Here is a 26,152-nt window from a genome sequence, read left to right as displayed (position 1 = left end):
TTATAACGATAAACCTAAATCAAATACCTATGAAAAAAATTCTACTTTCTTTAACAACAATTTTCTCAGGAATTGTTTTTTCACAAATTTATTTCGCCCCTCAAAGTAATTATAATTTTGGTCAAAATTACCAAGCTAGTATTACAGGCAACGGTACAATTTATTATACTTTAGATGGTTCTGAACCAACTTTAAATTCGTCTTTTGGAGAAAACAACATTGACTTTAACATCACAGAAAATACTTTAGTCAAAGCCAAATTAAAAACTGGAGAGAATACCTTGTCTAATACTTTTATACAAAAGTTTTGGCATACTTTGATTGAAAAAAATGTTTTTTTTAAACCACCTACAACATGGTCTGGCCAGCCTTGCTCTTATATGAACTGGTTGGACCCACAAACAACAATCGATTTTTACCCTCCTGGTCAAAAAATGACGGAGGCTTGCGAAGGTTGGTACAAAATGACTTACTCTTTTGGAAAGTCAAATATTAGTTTTAACAATTGTCTACTTCCTCAATCACCGAGTTATGTAGAATATACCATTGTTACAGAAGATACGGTATATTATGACTCTAGTACTGGGCCAATCACCAATCCGCCAGCTTGTCTTTTGGGCACCCAAGAATCATCGAAAATTGCCAATGTAAAAATTGCTGAAAACCCTGTAAAAGATATCCTACAAATAACGTCTGATGTCAAATTTGATAGTTATCAAATTGTAGATATTTCAGGAAAAATAATTGCTCAAAGAAATTTTGAAAAGGAGATTAATGTATCACAATTACAAAAAGGAACCTATATTATTAAACTATTAGGAAATAACGCTGTTCAACATTATCTGAAATTCATTAAAAATTAGGCTATTAATATTTTTGATAATAAATTTTTATCATTATATTTGCCACTCAAAATTTAAAATTACATGGGCACTATATTTACGCTATTTATGGTATTGATTATGATCGCTTGCGTTCTGCTAATCATTATTATTATGGCTCAAAACCCAAAAGGTGGCGGTCTTTCAGGAACTTTCGGGGGTACTTCTTCTGCAACATTTGGTGTACAAAGAACCAACGACTTTATGGAAAAAGCAACTTGGACTTTAGGAATTTTTATCGTCGTTATGATCTTGTTGAGTATTGTAGTAACTGGTAAACCAACTACAACTTTCCAAGCTCCTAAAACTGCGCCTGCAAAACAAGAAGCGCCTGCACAAACACCTGCTACTTCTACAGCTCCTGCAACACAGATGCCTGCACAGCAGTAAAAGCTATCAAAAAAATATAAATAAAGCGATTGATTTTTTCAGTCGCTTTTTTGTTTTTAAAATAAAGCCATGGCATTATTTTAGCAACAAAGACTTGCTATTTTATTCTAAACTATGGAAGCCAAAGCTCTTCGTGTTTCTCTAATTGTCGGTGCAACATTTTTGATGGAAAATCTAGACTCCACCGTCATAACGACAGCGCTTCCACAAATGGCAAAATCTTTTGCCGCCGACCCTTTACACATGAGTATTGGCGTATCTGTGTACATCATAATGCTTGCGGTTTTTATCCCGGTCAGCGGATGGATTTCTGAAAAATTTGGAGTAAAAAAAGTTTTTGGTGTCGCGATTTTAGGATTTTTGGTTGCTTCTGCTATTTGTGGATTTAGTCAAAACTTAACACAATTTACGTTTGCAAGAGCTTTACAAGGGTTTTTCGGCGCAATGATGGTTCCCGTAGGACGACTTTCTGTTTTAAAAAATACAGAGAAAAACGACTTGGTGAGCGCCATTGCTTTTATTACTTGGCCAGGCCTTATTGGTCCTATCCTCGGTCCTTTTGTTGGTGGTTACATTACAACTTATTTTAGTTGGCATTGGATATTTTTCATTAATATTCCGTTGGGGTTATTAGCGTTTTTCTTAAGCATGAAATATATTCCCGACACCTATGAAAGAACTGATAAAAAACTGGATGTCAAAGGATTTGTTCTAAGTACTTTGGGAATGATTGGTTTTATGCTAGGTCTAGAAAGTTTTACCAACGATATGATGCCGATCTATTACAGTATTCCGCTGATCGCTGTAAGTATCATTATCTTTTATCTATTTTATTTACATACCAAAAAAGTTAAAAATCCACTACTCGATTTTTCTGAACTAAAAACTAAAACTTATGCAATTACAATTTATTCTGGCTCTATTACAAGAATGGTTATTGGCATGGCACCATTTCTTATGCCGTTGATGTTTCAGATTGGATTTGGGTTAAGCGCTTTCGAATCTGGAAGTTTGCTAATGGCCAGCATGATTGGCAGCTTGGTTATGAAACCCGCTACCGTTTGGATTACAAAGAAATTTTCATTCAGACGCGTTTTGGTGGCTAATACACTTTTACTGAGTTTGACATCCTTTGCGATGCTACTTTTATTCCCTGATACGCCACATTGGATGACGGTAACGGTTTTATTCGTTTCAGGATGTGTGCGGTCAATGCAATTTAGTAGTTTGAATACTTTAGCCTACGCCGATATTCCAAAAGAAAGGATGAACAATGCGAATACGCTATATAGTACAGCGCAACAAATGACTTTAGGAATGGGAATTACTTTGGGGGCATTTTCGTTAAAAACCGCTAGCATTTTCAATGACACCGAAGGACAATATCAAGTTAAGGATTTCCACTTGGCATTTGCCATCATTGGCATTTTAGGATTAGTAACACTTTACGAATATTTAAAACTATCGGATCGCGACGGGGTAAATGTCCGAAATATGAAAAGCCGTAAACGTGCAAAAAATGACCTCAACAAAACCCATTAAAAAAGAGAAGCCAACACTGACTTCTCTTTCTATTATTTTGATGTAATAAAATCTTACATGTGAATGGCTCTTTTTCCTGTTGCGTCCAATGCTGCTTCTTTTACAGCTTCGGCGTAAGTTGGGTGCGCATGAGACATTCTTGTTAAATCTTCAGCACTTGCACGGAATTCCATTGCGGTAACACCTTCAGCAACCAAGTCAGCCGCTCTCGCGCCAATCATGTGGAAACCTAAGATTTCATCTGTTTTAGCATCTGCGATAATTTTCACAAAACCATCTGTATCACCAGAAGCACGGCTTCTTCCTAAAGCTCTCATTGGGAAACTTCCAACTTTGTAGTCTACACCAGCTTCTTTTAGTTGTTCTTCTGTTTGTCCAACGCCGGCAACTTCTGGCCAAGTATAAACAACACCTGGAATTAAATTATAATTGATGTGAGGTTTTTGTCCTGCTAAAGTTTCAGCTACAAAAACACCTTCTTCTTCCGCTTTATGCGCCAACATTGCACCTTTAATAACATCACCAATGGCATAAATGTTAGAAACATTTGTTTGAAGATGATCGTTAACCTGTACTCTTCCTCTTTCATCAAGATTCACGCCTGCATTTTCTAATCCAAGTCTGTCCGTATAAGGTTTTCTACCTACAGAAACCAAAACATAATCACCTTCGAAAGCTACATCTTCGCCTTTTTTGTTTTTAGCACTTACTTTTACAGCATCGCCATTTCTTTCCACACCAGAAACCGCTGTAGAAAGCTCGAATTTCATGCCTTGTTTTTTCAATACTTTTTGGAGTTCTTTAGACAAAGCCCCGTCCATTCCTGGGATAATTTTGTCCATATACTCTACAACGGTTACTTTAGATCCTAATCTTAAATAAACAGAACCCAACTCAAGACCGATAACACCTCCACCGATTACGATTAAGTGTTTTGGAACTTCTTTTAAGTTTAAAGCTTCCGTTGAAGTGATGATTCTTTCTTTATCGATATTGATAAATGGCAACGAAGATGGTTTGGATCCTGTTGCGATAATCGTGTATTTTGATTCGATAGATTCTGCAGAACCATCGTTTTTCGTAATTTTAATTTTTGTAGCAGATTCGAAACTCCCAACGCCTTCAAAAACAGTGATTTTGTTTTTGTCCATTAAGAAGCTGATTCCTTTTGTCGTCATATCTACAACACCGTTTTTACGCTCAATCATTTTCGCCAAATCTACTTTGGGCTCGTTGATGATGATGCCATAATCCGCAAATTCATGTTTTGCTTTTGCGAAATGTTCAGAACTATCCAAAAGCGCTTTGGAAGGAATACATCCAACGTTAAGGCAAGTCCCGCCCATTGTAGGGTATTTTTCAATAATTGCTGTTTTGAAACCTAATTGTGCCGCACGAATAGCTGCAACGTATCCACCAGGACCAGAACCGATTACGGTAACATCGAATTGTGACATTATATTATTTTTTGTTTAATGTTTTACTTTTTTATTTCACTGCTTTTCATAAACAGTATCGTTACAAAATTACAAAAATCCTACAGAAAAAAGCGGATTAATTTATTGTAAAATAAGTGATAAAAATCCTTTCAGTTTTCACCAAAAGGATTTTCATTAGTTTATCGGAGATTATCCACATTTGCTGCTGCCGCAACTTTTACAAGTGAGGCAACCTTCCTGATACATGAGTTTATCCGATCCGCAATTGCTGCATTTTTGTCCATCAGCATTGGTTCCATCAGGGATATAACGCTTCAAAGCTCTTGCTACACCCGCTTTCCAATTGTTAATATTTTCTGAATCCAACTCCAATCGGTTAATAAGTTCCACCACATTTTCTAAAGACATACCGTGTCTTAATGTTCCAGAAATAAGTTTTGCATAATTCCAAAATTCTGGATTAAACTTATGAGAAAGCCCTTCGATAGTAGTTTTGTAACCGCGAAGATTTGTAAACTGAAAATCATAACGAGAAGTTCCGTTTTCATCTCGATTTTTAATAATCAAACCTTCGTTAACCCAGCGTGGCAAAGCGATTCCTTCTTCATCATCTGCCAAACCTGTAAAAATTTCGTAAGGCCTACCATCCATCAAACCTACAAAAGCAATCCACTTTTCTTTATTGTTCTGAAATTTGACCACATTGGCTTCTAAAACCTGAGGTCTTTTGGTTGAAAAATGTTGCAACGGATTTGATTCTTCTTTCGAGTTTGATTCTTCTGTTGACACCAAAACGCCAGATCGAGAGCCATCTCTATACACGGTAACCCCTTTGCAACCTACTTCCCAAGCGGTTAAATATAAATCATTAACCAATTCTTCGGTGGCATCGTTCGGGATATTAATCGTCACGGAAATAGAATGATCCACCCATTTTTGGATTGCACCTTGCATGTGAACTTTGCTCAACCAATCGACATCATTAGAAGTCGCTTTGTGATAAGGCGATTTTGAAATAAGATCATTGATTTCTTCCTGCGTATAATTTTTTTCGACATCATGACCTTGAACTTTCATCCAAGTTTTAAAATGATGGTGAAAAACAATGTATTCTTCCCAAGAATCTCCAATTTCGTCCACAAAATCAACACGAACGTCTTTATCATTCGGATTCACTTTTCGTCTTCTTTTGTAGACTGGCAAAAACACGGGTTCGATTCCGGAAGTGGTCTGTGACAAGAGCGACGTGCTTCCTGTAGGTGCAATGGTAAGCAAAGCAATATTCCGGCGACCATATTTGCTCATCAGTTTATACAGTTCTGGATCTTCTTTTTTAAGTCGAAGTATAAAAGGATTTTTGGCTTCTTTTTTGGAATCGTAAACCTCAAAAGCGCCTCTTTCTTTCGCCATTTCCACCGACGAACGATAAGCTGACAATGCTAAAGTTTTGTGAATTTCAACCGAAAAGTCCGTTGCTTTTTGAGTTCCGTAAATAAGTCCCAAAGCTGCCAACATATCGCCTTCCGCCGTAATTCCCACGCCTGTTCGTCGACCTTGCAGAGTTTTTTCACGAATTTTAATCCAAAGATTTTTCTCGGTAGATTTTATCTCATCAGATTCTGGATCAGATTCAATTTTTTGAAGAATCGCATCAATTTTTTCCACTTCCAAATCAATTATATCATCCATCATACGCTGTGCATAAGCGGCGTGATTTTTAAAAAGTTCAAAATCGAATTTTGCTTTTTTAGTGAAAGGATTTTCTACATAAGAATAGAGATTAATCGCCAAAAGTCGGCATGAATCATAGGGACAAAGCGGAATTTCACCACAAGGATTGGTGGAAACCGTCTCAAATCCCAGATCCGAATAACAATCTGGAACCGATTCGCGTGTAATAGTATCCCAAAACAAAATTCCTGGTTCTGCAGATTTCCAAGCATTGTGTACAATTTTATCCCAAATATCTTTTGCCTGAACTTCTTTCGTAAATTTCGGTTTTTTACTGTGAATTGGATATTTTTGCGTGTATTGCGTATCATCTTTTACAGCTTTCATAAAGTCGTCATCGATACGTACAGAAATATTGGCGCCTGTAATTTTTCCTTGTTCAAGTTTAGCATCGATAAAATCCTGAACATCTGGATGATTGATAGAAACGGAAAGCATAAGTGCGCCCCGGCGCCCATCCTGCGCTACTTCTCGTGTAGAATTAGAATAACGCTCCATAAAAGGCACCAACCCCGTTGAAGTAAGCGCAGAGTTTTTGACAGCAGAACCTTTTGGACGGATATAAGACAAGTCGTGTCCCACGCCGCCGCGTCTTTTCATCAGTTGCACTTGCTCTTCATCCACCTTCATAATACTGCCGTAAGAATCGCTGTTCGCGCCATTTCCAATGACAAAACAGTTGGAAAGCGAAGCGATTTGAAAATGATTGCCAATTCCCGTCATCGGGCTGCCTTGCGGAATGATGTATTTGAAATTTTTGATTAGATTAAAAATCTCTTTTGCGGAAAGCGGATTTTCGTATTTGGCTTCCACCCGGGCAATTTCGTTTGCGATGCGCCAATGCATATCGTCTGGCGTTGTTTCGTATAAATTACCATCGGAATCTTTAAGCGCGTATTTGTTAACCCATACTCTTGTTGCCAAATCGTCACCATTAAAGTAATCTAATGTTGCGGCATTTGCTTTTTCGTATGTAACTTTTTGTAATTTATTTTCTAAGACTAAACTCTCCATATTTGATTATTATTTAACAATATAAAGCTACAATAATAATTATGAATAACAAAAAGTTTACAAATAATAAAAACCAAATAATTGATTTACAACAATTTAAAATATTTCACAATAAGAAAAGTTTACAAATATTGAAATCAATCTATTTCTATAATATACTTTTTCTGTTAAGAAGTTATAAATTATCGAAATAATTACTGAAAAAAAATTAAAATTAAAAACTATAATGACAGTAGTAATTTTTCGTAACGATCCAAAATAATTTCTTTAGAAAACCGGGATTTTATACTGTTGATTATTAGTTGTGAGTCGTAATTTTCATCCAAAACTTCTAGGATTCGGTTTGCGAAAGCTTCATGATTTTCAATATCAGAAATTTCGCCATTAATTCCTTTTTGGATAATCTCATTAATTCCGCCAGGACAATTGTTGACTAAGGAAAAAATGCCGCAAGCACCCGCTTCCAAAAGTACATTTGGAAAACCTTCGTAGCGTGAAGAAAGCACGAACAAATCAGCAAATTTCAAATATTGGTACGGATTTTCTTGTCGTCCATGAAAAATAACATGCTCTAATTCCAAATCCGATTTTATATCATTCAAGACCTCTTTATCACGACCATCGCCTAAAATATGAAGTTGAATGTTTTGATTTTTTAAATGATAAAAAACTTTCAACAAATTGTCAAAACCCTTTCTGGAAGACAAATTTCCGATTGCCACGACATGTTTAAAATTTTCTGTAAAATCATTTGGTCGAGATGATTCTTCTAATTTTTGATGAATAAAATCGAAATCAACAGGATTGTTTATTTTCTCGATTTTACTTTGTTTAATTTTAAAATTAGAAATCAGATCCTGCATCATATCATCGCTTTGGCAAACGATTTTGTGATAGTTGTTGTAGAATTTATAGAAAAAACGAATCTCTTTTCTGGTCACATGTTGGGATACCACATTGGTCTCGCGCGCGATAAATTTGGTTTTTGGGAAAAGCTTGATAAACAAAGACAAATAGGCATTAACCTCGCCAAATCCGGAAAAAACAATATCGGGCTTTCTCTTTCTAATTTCTTTGAAAATTGGCTTTAAAGAATGGCGAATTCGCGGTGTTTTCAAGTCAATAACTTCAACATCCTCACGCAGAAACTTCAAATAACCGCCTTCTTTGCGAAGCAACATGATTTTGGGTTCGAATTTTTCGAGTGGCAAATGGTTGGCAATCGTCATCACAATACGTTCTGCACCGCCTGTTTCCAAATCTGGAAGAATAAAAATTATCGATTTTCTTTTCATCCTTCCAAAGATAAAAAAATAAACGCTTTACTGATTTGTAAAGCGTTTATTTAAATTTTATACTATTTTAATTGGCGACATCGCTAATGAATTTAATACGTAACATTCGGATTTCTTCATCCGAAAGATCATCACCAAATTCTCCTGTAAGGACTTTCATGCTGTCACTTTCAGAATCTTTCATAAAGTCCATAAATTCATCGACAATATCTTCATCAAAATTCTCATCAATATAATAATCGATATTCAGTTTAGTTCCTTGATAAACAATAGCTTCCATTTCTTTCAAAAGCTCTACCATTGATAAGTTTTTCGCTCTTGCAATATCTTCAAAATCCAGTTTTTTATCGGTATTCTGTATAATAAAAACCTTATGACTCGACTTGTTAGCGACTTGTTTCAGAACCATATCCTGCATACGCTCGATATTATTTTCTTCAACATATTTTTTTATAAATTCGGCAAAATCTTTTCCATATTTTTTAGCTTTCCCTTCGCCAACACCATAGATTTTCGCAATTTCTTCCAAGCTAATCGGGTATTGCACCGTCATATCTTCCAAGCTAGGATCCATAAAAACGGTGTACGGCGGAATTCCTAATTTGTGGGCAATTTTCTTGCGAAGCTCTTTCAGTTGTCCGAATAAAACCTGATCCAAACCACCTCCAGCTTGTACCTGGACTTGTTCAGCATCTGTTTTTTTGGTTTGAGCTAAATCATATTGTCTATCTTCCGCGATGAAAAAAGAATCTGTACATTGTCCGTCTAGCATTTCCAATCCTTTCGCAGAAATCTTGAGAACGCCATAGGTTTCTATATCTTTTTTTAGATATTCCTGCACGGTCGCTTGGCGAATAATGGATTTCCAATAATTATCACTTTTCTCTTTTCCAGCCCCAAAGAATTCTGATTTTTCTAATTTATAAGACTTGGTCACAGCTGTTTCTTTCCCGCCAATAATGGAAATAAGATCTTTGGTTCTGAATTTTTCACCAAGTTCTTTTATAATTTTTAAAACAAATTTTAAATCTACAACAGCTTCAATTAGTTTTGGAGGATTAACTGAGTTATCACACATTTTGGCACCTTGTCCATGTTCTGGATCAAACTTTTCACCAAAATAATGCAATAAATATTGGCGGCGGCTCATCGAGGTTTCTACATAACCTACAACTTCGTTAAGCAGTTGTAAACCGATTTCTCTTTCTGACACAGGTTTTTGAGCTAGAAATTTTTCTAATTTCTCAATATCCTTTGGATCATAAAAAGCCAAACAAAGACCTTCGCCACCATCCCTGCCTGCACGTCCTGTTTCTTGATAATAACTTTCCAAAGATTTTGGAATATCGTAATGGATGACAAATCGTACATCTGGCTTGTCAATCCCCATTCCAAAAGCGATAGTTGCCACGATAACATCAACTTCTTCCATCAAGAATTTATCTTGATTGGTTATTCTTGTTTTCTGATCCAAGCCAGCATGATAAGGCAATGCATTAATACCATTAACCTGAAGAAGTTGTGCAAATTCTTCAACTTTTCTACGGCTAAGACAATAGATAATTCCAGATTTCCCTTTATGGTGGTTGATGAATTTTACGATTTCTTTATCGACATTAACTTTAGGACGTATTTCATAAAACAAATTGGCTCTGTTAAAACTTTCTTTAAAAACCTGAGCATTATTCATCCCCAAAGTTTTTTGGATATCGTCTTGAACTTTCGGCGTTGCCGTTGCGGTAAGCGCCATCACGGGAACATCTGCAATTTTATCAATAATTCCTTTTAGATTACGATATTCTGGACGAAAATCGTGTCCCCATTCAGAGATACAATGCGCCTCATCAATGGCTACAAAAGATATTTTGACATCGCGAAGAAAGTCAACATATTCTTCTTTTATCAAAGATTCTGGTGCTACATATAGCAATTTTGTTTTTCCAGTTTTAATATCATCAAAAACCTGTTTGGTTTGTGCTTTATTAAGAGAAGAATTAAGAACATGCGCTACACCACTTTCTTCTGAAAGTCCATTAACCGCATCGACCTGATTTTTCATCAAGGCAATAAGCGGTGAAACTACAATTGCAGTACCTTCCGAAATCAAAGCTGGCAATTGATAACAAAGTGATTTTCCGCCACCTGTCGGCATCAAAACAAATACATCTTTTGAATCCAAAAGTGTTTTTACAATTTCTTGTTGTTGTCCTTTAAAAGTTGAAAAGCCAAAGTATTTTTTTAACTCCTTTGATAAGTCGATGTTCTTTGTATCCATCCTTTAGTTTTGTTTACTAAATTTGCATAATAAATCTGAATAACAAGTTAAATTTATTTCAAGAATAACCTGTTGCCAATTTCTAAAGCTATTAAGTTGATTTTAATGAATTAAAGTTACTAAAGCTTATTGAAAAATCCAAACTCCCATATTTTTTGGGAACGTGAAGATAGCAAATTTTATGGTGATTTTAAAATAAAAAAATAAAGCTTAATAAATAAGTAATATGAATCTTCTCTCCTTGGCAAAAAATGCCTTATCAATAGAAATTGCAGAACTAGAATCTTTAAAAAATCGTCTTAACGAAAGTTTTGTTAAAGCCGTAGAGACCATCCATTCTGCTACTGGAAAACTAATTGTAGTCGGCATTGGAAAATCAGCCCATGTCGGTAACAAAATTGTCGCTACTCTTAACTCAACGGGTACGCCAGCACAATTCCTCCACGCAGCGGAAGCAATACACGGCGATCTAGGTGTTATCCAAAAACAAGATGTTGTACTCTGTATTTCTTATTCTGGAAATTCTCCAGAAATTGTAAATCTTTTGCCTTTTCTCAAAGATTATTCTTCTTGTCTTATTGGTATGACAGGAAATCCTGATAGCAAGCTGGGCCAAGCCTCCTCCATTATTCTTGACACACATGTTGACAAAGAAGCTTGCCCTAACAAACTGGCGCCAACAAGTTCTACAACTGTCCAAATGGCATTGGGTGACGCTTTGGCAGTTTGCCTTATGGAACTAAAAGATTTCAAAGACATCGATTTTGCAAAATTCCATCCTGGAGGAAGTTTAGGAAAAAATTTAACTGCAAAAGTGGAACAATTTGTTTCCCAAACCAAACCCGAGGTTAAGCCAGAATCCAGCGTTCGCGAGGTGATAATTTCGGTAAGCGCTTCTAAGCACGGAATAACTGTTGTTACCGAAAATGATAACATCTTAGGCGTTATTACCGATGGTGACTTGCGCAGAATGCTTCTTAACCAAGATGATGTTTCTAACGTTATTGCAAAAGAGATTATGAGTAAAAATCCAAAAAATATTGATAAATCTGAACTAGCAAAAGAAGCGATGCGCATTTTAAAAGACAACAACATAGGACAACTTATCGTTACCGACCATGGAAAATATTACGGCATTATAGATTTGCATAAATTATTAGACGAAGGAATTATCTAAGTTTTTCGCTAGATTATTCTTAATTTCGCAAACTGAAAATACTGTAAAGCAGATATCTGAATGAGTGAAGAAAAGGAAATGTCCTTTCTAGGACACGTTGGAGAGCTACGATCGCATCTTGTGCGATCTATTATTGCTATTGTTGTGGGCGGAATAATTGTTGGTTTTAATATCAATTGGATTATGGATCATATTTTTTTTGGTCCTACAAGCAACGATTTTCCAACGTTTAAAATCATCAATCATTTTTCTAGAGAATTCACTGGTCAGGATAGTATTATTTTGCCAGACACATTTAAAATTCAACAGAAGCAACTATTTCAGCAGTTCAATGTGATGATGGCCGTTTCCATATTTGGTGGGATAATTCTAGCTTTTCCTTATATTATTTGGGAAATATGGCGATTCATAAGTCCTGCATTAATGCCGAATGAAAAGAAAAACTCTCTACTTTACATCAATGCTATTTGGATTTTGTTTCTAGCTGGTGTATTAACTGGTTATTTTCTAATATTACCTTTAGCGATTAATTTTGGTTTACTCTTTACAGTTTCCGAAAATATTGTTCAACTTTTTGATTTGAGCGATTATACCACTTTATTTTTACAAGTTGTTTTGGGAATGGGCTTGGTATTTTTATTCCCTATTATCGTATATATTTTAACGGCCATCGGAATTTTGACCCCTACTTTTCTTAAAACTTACCGCCGCCACGCCATTGTATTAATCATGGTCGTTGCTGCAATTATAACACCTGCCGATGTCTTGAGTATGTTAGCTGCCGCTTTCCCACTTTTATTATTGTACGAATTCAGTATTTTTATATCCAAATATGTTTTTAATAAACAGGAAAAAGAAAAATCCCGAGAACTTACAAAATCTTCAAATTCATAACTCTAAAAGCTACATTATTTTGTAGCTTTTTTTATTTAAATATTTAAAATTAAACTTTAACAAGCTCTTTACGAATGCGACTTAGCGATGTGTCTGTAATGCCTAGGTAAGTTGCAATTTGCTTTAGCGGAACATTTTGTACAATGGATGGACGTTCTTTCAAAAGTTTTAAATAGCGGTTTTTGGCAGGCTCCATAATCATGTCGAGCGAACGTTGTTTCAAAGAAAATAATTGAAACGTAAACCACATCCTTCCCCACTCTGCAAAACCTGGAATCTCCTGAAACAAGACCTGAAAATCATCATACGTAATTTGCCAAAGCTTACAATCTGTCACCGCCTGCAAAGTTTCTTGCGATGCGATTCTTTGAAAAAGAGAACTTGGAATAATTACAATTTCGTTGTTTATAAAAAACTCCGTGGACATTTCGTTCATATCAAAATCATGCACAAAAGCACGGACAATCCCCGACTCCAAAAGATAGTAACTATCCAGAATTTCGCCCGATTTTAAAATCGTTTCACCTTTTGAAATGTTAATTAAAACATGTGATGCGGCAATGCGCTCCAAATCGTCTTCGGAAAACATAAAATGTTGATAAACATGCCTAAAAACTGGTGTATCCAAATTCATTAATTCTAAATTTAATTGAGAAAATTTTTCTTGCTGTTTGTAAAAATAAAAAAACAGCGAAATTTAATTAGTTTTAAACAATATTCTTTTCAACACATTATAAAAAAAGCATCTTTCTCCATTGAAAAATGCTTTTTTATTATTGCTATCGATTTAGAAATTATTTTACAGCTTCCAAAGCTGCGTTATAATTAGGTTCTTGTCCGATTTCTGGAACCTGCTCTGTGTATTTCACTTTTCCATTTTCATCAAGAACAACAACCGCTCTGCTCAATAATCCAGAAAGTGGAGAATCTTCCAAAGTCACGCCATAATCTTCACCAAAACGTCCTCTAAAGTCCGATAAAACCTCAACATCGTTAAGTCCTTCTGCCGCGCAAAAACGACTTAACGCAAATGGTAAATCGCGAGAAACATTAATAACAACCGTATTTTCCAAAGAACTCGCCTCCTGGTTAAAATGTCTTGCCGATGCCGCACAAACGCCAGTATCGATACTTGGGAAAATGTTAAGCACAACTTTTTTACCTTTATAATCTGATAATTTTTTTTCGGAAAGATCAGACGATACAAGATTGAAATCTTTTGCTAAAGTTCCTACTTCTGGAAGTTGGCCAACGGTATGAATTGGATTTCCTTTAAATGTAATATTTGCCATAATTTTTTTTATTTAAACCAAATTTAAGTTTTGCAATTCTATAATCCTATAACTTTTGAAAAGATTTAAGAAAATTTAACGCAACACATTACAAATACGTCTGAAAATCATGCTCTCAATAATTTAAAATCATATAATAATCCTTATTTTTGTAGCTAAAATCGTAAATAAAAAGAATTACAATAATGTCACAAGCAAAAATTCATTACACGCTTACAGATGAAGCACCAATGCTGGCAACACACTCATTTTTGCCAATAGTTCAAGGTTTTACAAAAACTGCAGATATTGAGATTCTAGTTCCAGACATTTCTCTTTCGGGAAGAATCTTGGCTAATTTCCCAGAATTCTTAAAAGAAGAACAAAGAATTCCAGATGCTCTTGCAGAATTAGGAGCTTTGGCGACAACTCCAGAAGCAAATATTATTAAACTCCCTAATATTTCTGCATCTGCTCCACAATTAGATGAAGCTATTGCTGAACTTCAAGCAAAAGGATTTGCGGTTCCCAATTATCCTGCTGAGCCTAAAAATGATGACGAAAAAGCGATTAAAGCTAAATATGCTAAAGTTTTAGGTTCTGCTGTAAACCCAGTTTTAAGAGAAGGAAATTCTGACAGACGTGCTCCAAAAGCAGTTAAGAATTATGCAAAAGCTAATCCTCACAAAATGGGAGATTGGGCTTCTGATAGTAAAACAGAAGTTGCTAATATGACTGAAGGTGATTTCTATGGAACTGAAAATTCAACAACTGTTGAAAACGATACTCAATTTAAGATTGTATTTTACGGAAATGATGGTTCTTCAAAAGAACTAAAAGGCCTTTCTCCATTGAAAGCTGGTGAAGTGATTGATTCTTCTGTAATGAATATTAACGCTTTAAAATCTTTTGTACAAGAAGCTATTAACGAAGCTAAAGAGAAAGATGTATTGCTTTCTGCACACCTTAAAGCTACCATGATGAAGGTTTCTGATCCAGTTATCTTTGGTGCAATTGTAGAAACATTCTTCAAAGATGTTTTTGCTAAATATGGCGAATTATTCAAATCTTTAGACATTAATTCAAATAACGGTTTGGCTGATCTTTTCGAAAAAATTAAAGGCCAATCTCAAGAAGCTGAAATTAAAACAGCTATCGATGAAGCTTTAGCCAATGGACCACGTGTTGCTATGGTAAATTCTGATAAAGGAATTACCAACTTCCACGTTCCTTCAGATATTATTGTTGACGCTTCTATGGCGGCTTTGGTAAGAAATGGCGGTAAAATGTGGAATAAAGATGGTGCTGAAGAAGATACAATTGCTATTATTCCAGATCGTTCTTATGCAGGTTTCTATGAAGCTGTAGTTGATGATATGAAAGCACATGGAAAACTAGATCCTACAACGATGGGTTCTGTTCCAAACGTTGGATTAATGGCTCAAAAAGCTGAAGAATATGGTTCACATGATAAAACTTTCCAAGCTCCAGACAACGGAACTATTAAAGTGGAAGATGCTAACGGAAATGTATTATTAGAACAAAAAGTAGAAGTTAATGATATCTTTAGAATGTGTCAAACTAAAGATGCTCCTATCCAAGATTGGGTAAAACTTGCAGTAAACAGAGCAAGATTGTCTGATACTCCAGCAATTTTCTGGTTAGACAAAGGAAGAGCTCACGATCAGCAAATCATTAATAAAGTTGAGAAATACTTAAAAGATTACGATACTACAGGTCTTGACATCAGAATTATGGATGTTAAAGATGCTATGAAAGAAACTCTAAAAAGAGCTAGAGAAGGAAAAGACACTATTTCTGTTTCTGGGAACGTATTGAGAGATTATTTAACAGACCTTTTCCCAATTTTAGAACTTGGAACTTCTGCAAAAATGCTTTCTATTGTTCCGTTGATGAATGGTGGTGGATTGTTCGAAACGGGAGCTGGAGGTTCTGCCCCGAAACATATTGAGCAATTTTTAGAAGAAGGATATTTAAGATGGGATTCTCTAGGTGAATTCTTAGCTTTACAAGCTTCTTTAGAGCATTTGGCTCAGACTCAAAACAACGAAAAAGCTCAAATTTTAGCAGATGCTTTAGATGAAGCGAACGCTAAATTCTTAGCAACAGATAAGTCTCCTGGTAGAAAATTAGGAACTATTGATAACAGAGGTTCTCACTTCTATTTGGCTATGTATTGGGCTGAAGCTTTGGCTGCTCAAACTAAAAATGCTGATTTAGCGGCTAAGTTTGCAGCAATTGCAAAATCAATGCAAGAAAATGAAGCTAAAATTAATGAAGAATTAATTGGCGCTCAAGGAAAAGCTCAGGATATTGAAGGTTATTACAAACCAAATGAGGATAAAACTTACGCAGCAATGAGACCTAGCGCTACATTGAATGCTATAGTTGACGGAATTTAAGATTTTAGAAATAAATTTCAAGATATCGGCTACTTTGTTTTAAAGTAGCCGTTTTTTTTGTGCTGATAAGTTTTAATAAAACTGATTTTTAAAATGTTAAACTCGCGTTAATTAGCTTTTAATACTAGAAATTTTGAGTAATTTTAAAGGTCATTATTCTTCATTACATGAAAAAAACTACTTTCGTTTTACTTTATTTATTTTCAATCTCAACATTCCAGGCACAAAGTAAACTGGATCAAGCAATTAAAACCATTCAGGATAAATTTTCACAAGAAAAAGTTTACCTTCTTTTAGATAAAAATCAATATATCGCAGGTGATCCGATAAGATTCAAAGCTTTTGTTTTTAATGCTTATAATCCGACTGATATTTCTACGACTTTGTTTGTTGAACTTTATAATCGTGATAAAAAAATCATTGATAAAAAAATGCTTCCGATAGAACATGGACAAAGCGACGGAACTTTTCAATTAAAAGATGATATTAAGGAAGACATTTACTTCATCAGAGCCTACACAACTTGGATGGAAAACTTTTCTCAAAATTTTGAAATTGTAGAAACGATTCCGATTTTTAATCCCACATCGGAACAAAAACTAGCAATCCATGACAATCCAAAATGGACCATTTCTGCACAAGCAGAAGGTGGCAATTTGTTAAATAATATTCCTACAAAACTCGCAGTGCGTTATCTTACAGCAGCAGAACCTCCCAAAAATTGGTCTGGATATTTGGTAAATACGACTAAACCAAATGAAAAGTTGGTGACTTTTAATAATCTTGATCAAAATGTTGCTTTATTTTCTTTCACCCCAAAAGACACTGAAAAGTACCAAATCGTTGTTGAGGATAAAAAAGGAAATAAACAATCCTATCTTCTTCCTGATGTAAAAAATACAGGCGTCAATATAAAAGTTACTGATGATTCAAAAGGCATTAAATACACTTTAATTTCCAACAATTTGGCAGAAGGGCTTAAAGGCTATAAAGTTGTTGGGACCATTAATAACAGACTGGCTTACAAAGCAGACATAAAAACCGGCGATAAGGAAATCTCAAGTATCATTCCTGTGAAATCGAGTGACGAAGTTAATGGCGTGCTACAACTTACAGTATTTGACCAACACGACAATCCTGTATCGCAAAGGCTTAATTTTATAAATCCTAAAAATATCTACATTGATCAACCCGACTTTGTAAGTAAAAAATGGGATACCAAAGCCAGAGCTTATAATAGTTTTGATATTGCACCAAATGACAACTACACACATTATAGCGTTCTTATAAAAGACAATACCGCTTTGGCAGGACAAAATTTTAGTAAAAAAAATACCCTTAGCAGTCTTTGGTTAAGTGGTGATTTTTCGAGTCCTATATTTTCACCCGCTCAATATTTCCAATCGGGAAGCAATCCAGAAGCTTTGGATGCTTTATTAATTTCAGAAAAGTGGCAACGCTTCGACTGGAATAGCGTTTTATCAGGAGAACTACCTGACACAAAATATAAACCAATCAACTTTCTCTCCTATAAAGCAAGACTTGCGCTTAATAGCCGTCCGTTGGTCAATACGCCTGTTAATTTAATTTTTAAAACAGAATCGGAAGACTCCAATGTATCAAGATTTGTGACAGATGCCAATGGCGACATTTTTCTTAACAATATTCTTATAGATGAGCCAGTAACCGTACATTATTATCTCAACTCAAAAAATAAAAATGAAGAAATCCCAGAAAACTTAACATTACTATTTCAGAATCTTGTTGAGCCAACTGTTTTTAATGGCGAATTACCCGAAACTAATTATTATTTAAAAACATCCAAAACGGCAACATCCATTAATAATTCCATTTCAAAAGCTATTAATAATAGAACGAATGAAAAGCTAATTAAAGACGATGAAACCCAAATCGAGGAAGTAAAAATCATTGCTAAAAAACAAGATTTAAAACAAAAACTGAATGAGGAGCTATCTGGAGGAATGTTCACTTCTCAGGACGCTACAATCTTTAATTTTGTTAATGAAAACCAAGATGCAGCAACCAGCCTAAACATTTTTGAATGGCTGCAAGGCCGCGAAGCAGGACTAACTTTCCAAAGAGATTCTAGCGGAAATCTTGTTCCACTTATCCGTAATTCGCAAGCCAACATTTACTTAGATGAATTAAAAACGGATGCTACCTTAATAAGCACTTTACCAATTTCTAATATTGCGATGGTAAAAATTTTTAAAAATAGTGGCCTTGTTAGTAATTCGGTTGCCATCTACACAAAACGTGGAAATATGGGCGCTGCACAAGAAAAAAGCACTCCAAAAAACAACAAAACAACTCTTAAAACATACGACAAATCTCTTCCATTCGAATTACCAGATTTTAGTAAAGACATTTATAAAAAAATAAGCGTCGACTCTCGCGAAGTTTTGTACTGGAATCCTAATCTTTCTGAACCAGACAATGTTCCGCCAAGAGCTAAGTTTTTTAATAATGAAGATGCTAAAAGTTTTGAAGTTACCATCATCGGCATAGGAAAAGACGATAGCATAATGTATTATAATGAAATCACCCAATAATTAATAAACAAAAAACCTCAAGTGACATCACCTGAGGTTTTTACTTTTATAGAAGCTACATTATTTTAAATCGTAACGGTCGGCATTCATTATTTTTACCCAAGCTGCCACGAAATCTTTTACAAATTTCTCTTTATTATCATCCTGAGCGTAAACTTCCGCATAAGAACGCAAAATAGAATTAGATCCGAAAACCAAATCCACTCTTGTGGCCGTCCATTTGGTAGCACCAGATTTTCTGTCAACAATATTGTAAACATTTTCTCCTGTAGGAATCCATTGGTTTTGCATATCGGTTAAATTCACAAAGAAATCGTTGCTCAAAACACCTTCTCTATCCGTGAAAACACCGTGTTTAGAATTTCCATAATTCGTTCCTAAAACTCTCATTCCACCTATAAGGACCACCATTTCAGGAGCTGTTAAACCCATTAATTGCGTTCTATCCAACAACAATTCTTCGGCTTTTACGGAATAGTTTTCTTTCAAGAAATTTCTGTAACCATCGTACAAAGGTTCCAAATATTCGAAAGATTCGATGTCGGTTTGGTCTTGAAACGCATCTCCTCTACCCGCCACAAAAGGAACGGTGATGCTGATTCCGGCTTCTTGTGCTGCTTTTTCAACGGCTGCAGAACCTCCCAAAACAATTAAATCCGCAATAGAAACTTTCTTCGCCAAACCAGCTTGAATTTCTTCTAATTTTGCTAAAACTTTATTCAATCTTTCAGGTTCGTTAGCTACCCAACTTCTTTGAGGTTCCAAACGAATTCTTGCCCCATTTGCGCCACCTCGATAATCTGAACCTCTCCAGGTTCTTGCAGAATCCCAAGCGGTGTTAATAAGTTCTGCTCTTGATAATCCAGAGTTTAATAAAGTTTGTTTTAAATCGGCAATTTCAGCATCATTTAAAGTATAATCAACTTTCGGAATTGGATCTTGCCAGATTAAATCTTCCGCAGGAACATCAGCACCTAAATATCGGTTTCTAGGACCTAAATCTCTGTGTGTTAATTTGAACCAAGCTCTTGCGAAAGCGTCATTTAATTTTTCTGGATTATTTAAAAAGTTCAAAGAAATTTCTCTATAAATAGGATCGAATTTCAATGCCATATCCGCATCCGTCATCATTGGATTTCGCTTTACATTTGGATTAAAAGCATCTACAGGTTTATCCTCTTCAGCGATATTTACCGGTTCGTATTGATGGGCTCCCGCTGGAGATTTTGTCAATTGCCAGTCGTATTTAAAAAGTAAAGTTAAAAATTCGTTATCCCAACGTGTTGGATGCGTTGTCCAAGCCCCTTCAATACCAGAAACCATGGTATGTCCAGCATTTCCCGTTCCTTCGGAATTGTGCCAACCTAGCCCCTGTCTGTTAACATCCGCTTCTTCAGGATCTGGACCAAGATTGGAAGCATTTCCGTTTCCATGGGCTTTTCCAATCGTATGTCCACCAACAGTTAAAGCTACTGTTTCTTCATCATCCATTCCCATTCTTTTGAAGGTTACACGAATGTCGTGACCCGTTTTTAGCGGATCTGGATTTCCATCAACCCCTTCAGGATTTACATAAATTAAACCCATTTGCACCGCTGCCAAAGGATTTTCTAAAGAATCACGGTTTTCATCACTTCCATAACGGTTTTCTGTAGCTGCTAACCATTCTTTTTCCGAACCCCAATACACATCTTTCTCGGGCGCCCAAATATCCAAACGACCGCCGCCAAAACCAAAAGTTTTAAGACCAACCGCTTCATAAGCCACGGTTCCTGCGAGGATAATTAAATCGCCCCAAGAAATTTTGTTTCCGTATTTCTTTTTAATAGGCCACAACAAACGTCGACCTTTATCTGTATTCACATTATCTGGCCAAGAATTTAAGGGTGCAAAGCGTTGATTTCCGGTATTCGCTCCTCCTCTTCCGTCCATTGCACGATAACTCCCTGCCATATGCCAAGCCGTACGCGCAAACATTCCAGCGTAATTTCCGTAATCTGCGGGCCACCAATCTTGGCTGTCCGTTAGTAATGTTTTAATATCATTTTTTACAGCCTCTAAATCTAGTTTTTTAAACTCTTCAGCGTAATTAAAGTCTTGTCCCAATGGATTTACTTTGGTATCATTTTGAGATAAGATATCCAAATTAAGCGCATTTGGCCACCATTCCATCACCGATTCGTTATTGGAAGTAAGTCCGCCATGAATTACGGGGCATTTTGCACCCGATTCTATTTTAGGCGCTTTTGCGTTTTCGCTGTGAATGGTTTCTCCTTTATTTGGATTATTCTCTGTGGACCCTTCACCGTGATTGGAAGGGCATTTATCTTTCTCGTTTTCTGTGTTCATATATATTTGTTTTAATAATTTTTTTGAGTGTAGCAAAACTATAGGTTTATAAATTGCAAACTCGGATTTTATAATTTATAAAAATTAAATTTTCGATAAATAAAATCAATTGATTTGTTTTAATACAATTCCAATCATCTATTTAACATTTAATTATTCTTATTTAATTATATTTAAAATTAAAAGATAATTACTAAATATACATCATTTAATATTAATTTTAAAATAAGATTAACATTCATAACTTTCTTATAAGAAAACCTATCTATTCTTGCAAATGCGTAACTTTGCCATGAAAGAACAATCATGAAAGAACAAAAACAACTTCCTGCGCAAAAAACCATTGCGCTTGTCGCTCACGATCATAAAAAAGACGAACTTCTAGATTGGGTAAAGCGGCATAAAAATATTCTTATCCAACACAATCTTGTTGCGACAGGAACCACTGGAAAACTAATTTCAGAAAGCCTAAATGTTGACGTCCAGCGTGTCCTAAGTGGACCTTTGGGTGGCGACCAACAACTCGGTTCCATGATTGCGGAAGGAAAAATTAATATGGTGATTTTCTTTTGGGATCCTATGGAGTCTCAGCCGCATGATAGCGACGTAAAAGCTTTTCTTCGTCTTTGTGTGGTGTGGAACATCCCAACAGCAAGCAATTCTGCAAGTGCTGATTTTTTGATTACTTCAAAATATATGGACGAAGACTATTTGGTAGAAATCCCGAATTACAGCAATTATCTCAATCGAAATATCAACAAAGGTATATAACAAAAAACTCGGAAAATCTCCGAGTTTTTATTTTAATCATCATCGTGGTCGTGATGTTTACTTTTTTTATTTTTATGGTGTTTTCTGTTGCCTTCATCCTGATTGCCTTGGTCATATCGATAATGTTTTTTACGTTGTCCAGGTGCATACTTTTTAGCTGACTTGTCGCCATAGATTTTCTTGGCTTGGCCTGGCGGAAGGCTTCTATAATCGCCAGAATTTTTGTTATAAACAATAATTTGCCCGTTTCTATAAACTCTACCATTTCTATCTCGGTAAACTTCACCTTGTCTGTAAATACCTCCATCTGGTGCACGATAAACTTTATCATTTTTTCCATACACAGAACCTGTTGAACATGATATTGCCAAAAAACCACCGACAAGACTTAGTCCCAAAAATTTAATCCATTTCATAACTTTCAATTTTACGTTCGTTTAAGTTTATTCAATATAAATGCCAAGATTGAAAATATCATTTTTAAACAATCAGAATTATTGAAGAAATTGTTCTGTGAAAGCTAATTTCAATAATAAAAAAACCACACATTCTAAATGTATGGTTCTATAAAAAGTTTAATATAAAAATTAACGCTGAGCAATGGTTACCGTAACGGGTAGATTATAACTCTCAGCAATCATATTTTTTTTCAGTTTCGAAGTATCAACTTTGTATAACAAATGTGTCAAAACATTTTCGATTTCTTTACTAACATTTTTGCAATCTCCTTCTGCATGTACATTGGCTAATTTTCCTTCTGGTGTCAAGCTAAAGCTAACATTCGAGTTAACAACACCTTCTTTAAAATCGGAGTTATTGAAATCAAAATTATCTTTTAATAAGTTTCTAAGTTCGCCAAAACCATCACCCGCTTTAACAAGAACGCCTTGGATTTCGCCATTATGAGCCGTTTGTGCAGAGACATTCGATAAAAAACTTGTGAAGCCTAAAGTGAATATAGCAAGTGATAAAATTTTGATATTTGTTTTCATAATAGTTTGATTTTTAGATTAGTTCTATCATTTATAAATACAAAGTTACAACTTTTTAATATTCTGTTAATATTAAATTAACATTAAGCCTAAAATTTAATATTGAAAGAAAAAAAATACCTTCTCAATAGAAAAGGTATTTGGTGTTGAATTATTAAAATTTTTGTTTAAAATTCTTTCTTCAAAAACTTACCTGTTAAGGATTTTTTAGATCTAATAATTTCTTCGGGCGTTCCTTTTGCGACGATGGTTCCGCCGTGTTTACCGCCTTCTGGACCAACATCAATAATATGATCGGCGAGTTTTATAACATCCATATTATGCTCAATAATAATAAATGAATTCCCTAATTCTACCAATTGATTAATGGCGTCCATCAAAACTTTAACATCTTCAAAATGAAGCCCCGTCGTAGGTTCATCCAAAATATAAAGCGTATTTCCTGTTTGTTTTTTGGAAAGTTCTGTTGCCAGTTTCACACGTTGTGCTTCTCCACCGCTCAAAGTGGTTGATTGTTGTCCAATGGTAATGTAGCCCAAGCCAACGTCTTGCAGTGTTTTTACTTTATTATAAATTTTGGGAATAGGCTGGAAAAACTCAACCGCTTCGTTAATCGTCATTTCCAAAACGTCAGAAATCGATTTTCCTTTGTAGCGAACTTCCAAAGTTTCTCTGTTAAAACGTTTGCCGTGGCAAGTTTCGCAATGTACATAAACGTCTGGAAGGAAATTCATTTCAATAACTTTAAGACCGCCACCTTGGCAAGTTTCGCAACGTCCACCTTTCACATTAAATGAGAAACGTCCCGCTTTGTAACCTCGGATTTTTGATTCTGGAAGTTCGGCAAAAAGATTCCGAATATCGGTAAACATCCCTGTATAAGTTGCTGGATTCGAGCGCGGCGTACGACCAATCGGACTTTGGTCCACATCGACAATTTTATCAATATTGTCAATACCTTCAATACTTTTGTAAGGCAAAGGTTCTTGCACAGCTCTATAAAAATGACGATTAAGAATTGGATACAAAGTTCCGTTGATGAGCGAAGATTTTCCACTTCCCGAAATCCCAGTCACAACCACCAATTTCCCAAGAGGAACTTCTAAGGTTACATTTTTAAGATTATTCCCCGTTGCACCTTTCAAAACGATTGATTTCCCGTTACCTTCTCTCCTGTTTTCAGGAATTTCAATTTTTCTTTTTCCTGTGATGTAATCTGCGGTAATCGTGTTGGCTTTGGTAATGTCTTTTGGGTTTCCTTGCCAAAGAATTTCTCCGCCAAATTTTCCTGCTCTCGGACCAATATCCAAAACATGATCGGCTTCCAAAATCATATCTTTATCATGCTCCACCACCAAAACTGAATTGCCTATATCACGCAGATTTTTAAGAGATTTTATTAATCTTTCGTTATCGCGCTGGTGCAAGCCGATACTTGGTTCGTCCAAAATATAAAGAACGTTAACAAGCTGCGATCCAATCTGAGTTGCCAAACGAATTCTTTGTGATTCGCCGCCAGATAAAGTTTTGGAACTACGGCTCAAGCTTAAATAATCCAAACCAACATCCAACAAAAACTGAAGCCTTGTTTCTATTTCCTTTAAAATTTCGTGCGCAATGATTTTATTTTTCTCAGTGAATTTATCTTTAACTTCTGCCAACCAAACTTTAAGATCAATCAAAGACAAAGCATTGATTTCAGCGATATTTTTTCCATCGATTTTAAAACTCAAGCTAGAGGCTTGCAATCTCGCGCCTTTACAACTAGGACAAGTCTCCTCGGTTGTAAAGTTACGTTCCATAACAACCGCGTCATAGTTTTCCCGCTCTTCAACTAGCTCTTCAACAATTGCAACCAAACCATCAAAATTGATTTTTAGTTTTTTAGAAATGCCAGCGTGTTTTAGCTCTTTGTTAATCTCTTGATGCGCGCCATAATATATCATGTCCAAAGTTTCTTTGGGAATATCCTGAAAAGGAGTGGACATCGGCAAATCGAATTGTTCTAAAATCGTTTTGATCTGGGCAACAATCCATTTGTTATTCTTAATTTGTTCTAAAGGTAACAAAGCACCTTGGTTAATCGATAGTTTTGGATTCTCTACAAAATAATCAACATTCACTTTTTTGATAGTTCCCAATCCTTTACAAGTTGGGCAACTTCCTTTTGGCGAATTGAATGAGAAGGTATTAGGCTCTGGCAATGCTAAGGAATCTCCTGTCGCATCGTCCATTAAATTCTTACTAAAATACTGAACCTCGTCCTCGCCCATCTTCTGTATTGCGATAATACCTTCTCCCATTTCCATAGCGGTTTTCAGGGATTTTGGCATTCGTATCTCCGAAGCGTTTTCACCGATAATCCAACGGTCGATAACCACTTCTATATCGTGGGTTTTGTAACGATCAAGCTTTAGATCATATTCAATATCCTGAAGTTGACCATCAATCCTCGCTTGCGAATAACCTTTCTTTGCCAACTGAACAAAAAGCTCGTGATAGTGCCCTTTTCTAGAACGTATAACTGGCGAAAGCAACAATATTTTTTGACCTTTAAAATTTTCTTTAATGGTTTCTAAAATTTGATCTTCCGAATAACTTACTAGTTTTTTTCCTGACGTTTGAGAATACGCATCCGAAACTCTTGCAAACAAAAGACGCAGAAAGTCATACAATTCTGTAATCGTACCCACTGTAGAACGTGGATTTTTGTTGGTTGTTTTTTGTTCGATCGCAATAACTGGTGACAGTCCTTCGATTTTGTCAACATCAGGACGTTCTAAACCACCCAAAAACTGTCTCGCATATGCTGAAAAAGTTTCAATATAACGGCGTTGGCCTTCGGCAAAAATAGTATCGAACGCCAAAGATGATTTTCCACTACCCGAAAGTCCCGTAATAACAACTAATTCGTTGCGCGGAATTTTTACATTAATATCCTTAAGATTGTGCTCTCTAGCACCATAAACTTCTATAAATTCTTGCTCTGCCATAGATTTTGCAAAGGTACGAATAATCAAACCTTTAGACATCATTGCAACAAAAAAATCCCATAAGGTTTCTTAGTATAATTAAGATTTAGAATTAAATTTCATCCTAAAAATATCAGCAATTGAAAAGGATAAGAAAGAAACT

General features: G+C 35.5%; 18 protein-coding genes. 8 read left to right on the top strand and 10 right to left on the bottom strand.

Annotation, left to right across the window (positions count from 1 at the left end):
- Window positions 1-29: 29 nt before the first annotated feature.
- The 3 genes from G6R40_RS00955 (at window position 30) to G6R40_RS00945 (ending at window position 2,813) form a co-directional block, all read left to right on the top strand.
- Entirely contained in the window at window positions 30-863 is an 834-nt protein-coding gene (locus G6R40_RS00955; RefSeq protein ID WP_165130682.1) for a T9SS type A sorting domain-containing protein, read from the top strand.
- 63 nt (window positions 864-926) lie between these two features.
- Window positions 927-1,271 carry a preprotein translocase subunit SecG gene (gene secG, locus G6R40_RS00950; protein ID WP_165130680.1) on the top strand — a complete coding sequence of 115 codons (345 nt, stop codon included), beginning with the start codon at window positions 927-929 and terminating at the stop codon, window positions 1,269-1,271.
- Window positions 1,272-1,385: 114 nt separating this feature from the next.
- On the top strand, window positions 1,386-2,813 hold the full coding sequence (locus G6R40_RS00945) for an MFS transporter (RefSeq protein ID WP_165130678.1): 1,428 nt from the start codon (window positions 1,386-1,388) through the stop codon (window positions 2,811-2,813).
- Between the two features lie 53 nt (window positions 2,814-2,866).
- On the opposite strand, the gene lpdA is transcribed toward G6R40_RS00945, so the two are convergent.
- The 4 genes from lpdA to recQ form a co-directional block, all read right to left on the bottom strand.
- Window positions 2,867-4,270, bottom strand: coding sequence for a dihydrolipoyl dehydrogenase (gene lpdA, locus G6R40_RS00940; protein ID WP_165130676.1), 1,404 nt, complete (start codon window positions 4,268-4,270; stop codon window positions 2,867-2,869).
- Between the two features lie 171 nt (window positions 4,271-4,441).
- The gene (locus G6R40_RS00935; protein ID WP_165130674.1) at window positions 4,442-6,997 is read right to left on the bottom strand and encodes an adenosylcobalamin-dependent ribonucleoside-diphosphate reductase; all 2,556 of its coding nucleotides are present in this window, start codon (window positions 6,995-6,997) and stop codon (window positions 4,442-4,444) included.
- Between the two features lie 221 nt (window positions 6,998-7,218).
- A complete protein-coding gene (locus G6R40_RS00930) occupies window positions 7,219-8,292 on the bottom strand; it encodes a glycosyltransferase (protein ID WP_165130672.1) in 1,074 nt (357 codons plus the stop codon).
- A 67-nt stretch (window positions 8,293-8,359) separates the two neighbouring features.
- A complete protein-coding gene (gene recQ / locus G6R40_RS00925) occupies window positions 8,360-10,567 on the bottom strand; it encodes a DNA helicase RecQ (RefSeq protein WP_165130670.1) in 2,208 nt (735 codons plus the stop codon).
- 226 nt (window positions 10,568-10,793) lie between these two features.
- On the opposite strand from recQ, the gene G6R40_RS00920 reads away from it, so the two are divergent.
- Window positions 10,794-11,744 (top strand): SIS domain-containing protein, encoded by a 951-nt coding sequence (locus G6R40_RS00920; RefSeq protein WP_410497341.1) that lies wholly within the window; start codon window positions 10,794-10,796, stop codon window positions 11,742-11,744.
- Between the two features lie 60 nt (window positions 11,745-11,804).
- Window positions 11,805-12,638: a twin-arginine translocase subunit TatC gene (gene tatC, locus G6R40_RS00915; RefSeq protein WP_165130668.1), complete on the top strand. Its 834-nt coding sequence runs from the start codon at window positions 11,805-11,807 to the stop codon at window positions 12,636-12,638.
- Window positions 12,639-12,687: 49 nt separating this feature from the next.
- On the opposite strand, the gene G6R40_RS00910 is transcribed toward tatC, so the two are convergent.
- A complete protein-coding gene (locus G6R40_RS00910) occupies window positions 12,688-13,272 on the bottom strand; it encodes a Crp/Fnr family transcriptional regulator (protein WP_165130666.1) in 585 nt (194 codons plus the stop codon).
- 160 nt (window positions 13,273-13,432) lie between these two features.
- Window positions 13,433-13,930 (bottom strand): thiol peroxidase, encoded by a 498-nt coding sequence (gene tpx / locus G6R40_RS00905; RefSeq protein ID WP_165130664.1) that lies wholly within the window; start codon window positions 13,928-13,930, stop codon window positions 13,433-13,435.
- Window positions 13,931-14,115: 185 nt separating this feature from the next.
- Here tpx and G6R40_RS00900 point away from each other — a divergent pair, with 185 nt between their 5' ends.
- Complete coding sequence (locus G6R40_RS00900) at window positions 14,116-16,332, top strand: NADP-dependent isocitrate dehydrogenase (RefSeq protein ID WP_165130662.1); 2,217 nt, start codon at window positions 14,116-14,118, stop codon at window positions 16,330-16,332.
- Between the two features lie 167 nt (window positions 16,333-16,499).
- Entirely contained in the window at window positions 16,500-18,905 is a 2,406-nt protein-coding gene (locus G6R40_RS00895; protein ID WP_165130660.1) for a hypothetical protein, read from the top strand.
- 60 nt (window positions 18,906-18,965) lie between these two features.
- Here G6R40_RS00895 and katG read toward each other — a convergent pair whose 3' ends face one another.
- Entirely contained in the window at window positions 18,966-21,254 is a 2,289-nt protein-coding gene (katG, locus tag G6R40_RS00890) for a catalase/peroxidase HPI (RefSeq protein WP_165130658.1), read from the bottom strand.
- Between the two features lie 306 nt (window positions 21,255-21,560).
- On the opposite strand from katG, the gene G6R40_RS00885 reads away from it, so the two are divergent.
- Entirely contained in the window at window positions 21,561-22,025 is a 465-nt protein-coding gene (locus G6R40_RS00885) for a methylglyoxal synthase (RefSeq protein ID WP_165130656.1), read from the top strand.
- Window positions 22,026-22,057: 32 nt separating this feature from the next.
- Here G6R40_RS00885 and G6R40_RS15030 read toward each other — a convergent pair whose 3' ends face one another.
- The 3 genes from G6R40_RS15030 to uvrA form a co-directional block, all read right to left on the bottom strand.
- Window positions 22,058-22,441, bottom strand: coding sequence for a hypothetical protein (locus G6R40_RS15030; protein ID WP_185670512.1), 384 nt, complete (start codon window positions 22,439-22,441; stop codon window positions 22,058-22,060).
- Between the two features lie 171 nt (window positions 22,442-22,612).
- Complete coding sequence (locus G6R40_RS00875; RefSeq protein WP_165130654.1) at window positions 22,613-23,017, bottom strand: hypothetical protein; 405 nt, start codon at window positions 23,015-23,017, stop codon at window positions 22,613-22,615.
- A 167-nt stretch (window positions 23,018-23,184) separates the two neighbouring features.
- Window positions 23,185-26,010, bottom strand: a complete 2,826-nt coding sequence (uvrA, locus tag G6R40_RS00870; RefSeq protein ID WP_165130652.1) for an excinuclease ABC subunit UvrA — start codon at window positions 26,008-26,010, stop codon at window positions 23,185-23,187.
- Between the last annotated feature and the right edge of the window lie 142 nt (window positions 26,011-26,152).

This window comes from Chryseobacterium sp. POL2, from assembly GCF_011058315.1.
Lineage (GTDB): Bacteria > Bacteroidota > Bacteroidia > Flavobacteriales > Weeksellaceae > Soonwooa.
The sequence above is the reverse complement of the archived record's forward strand: the minus strand, read 5'-3'. Positions and strand labels throughout refer to the sequence as shown.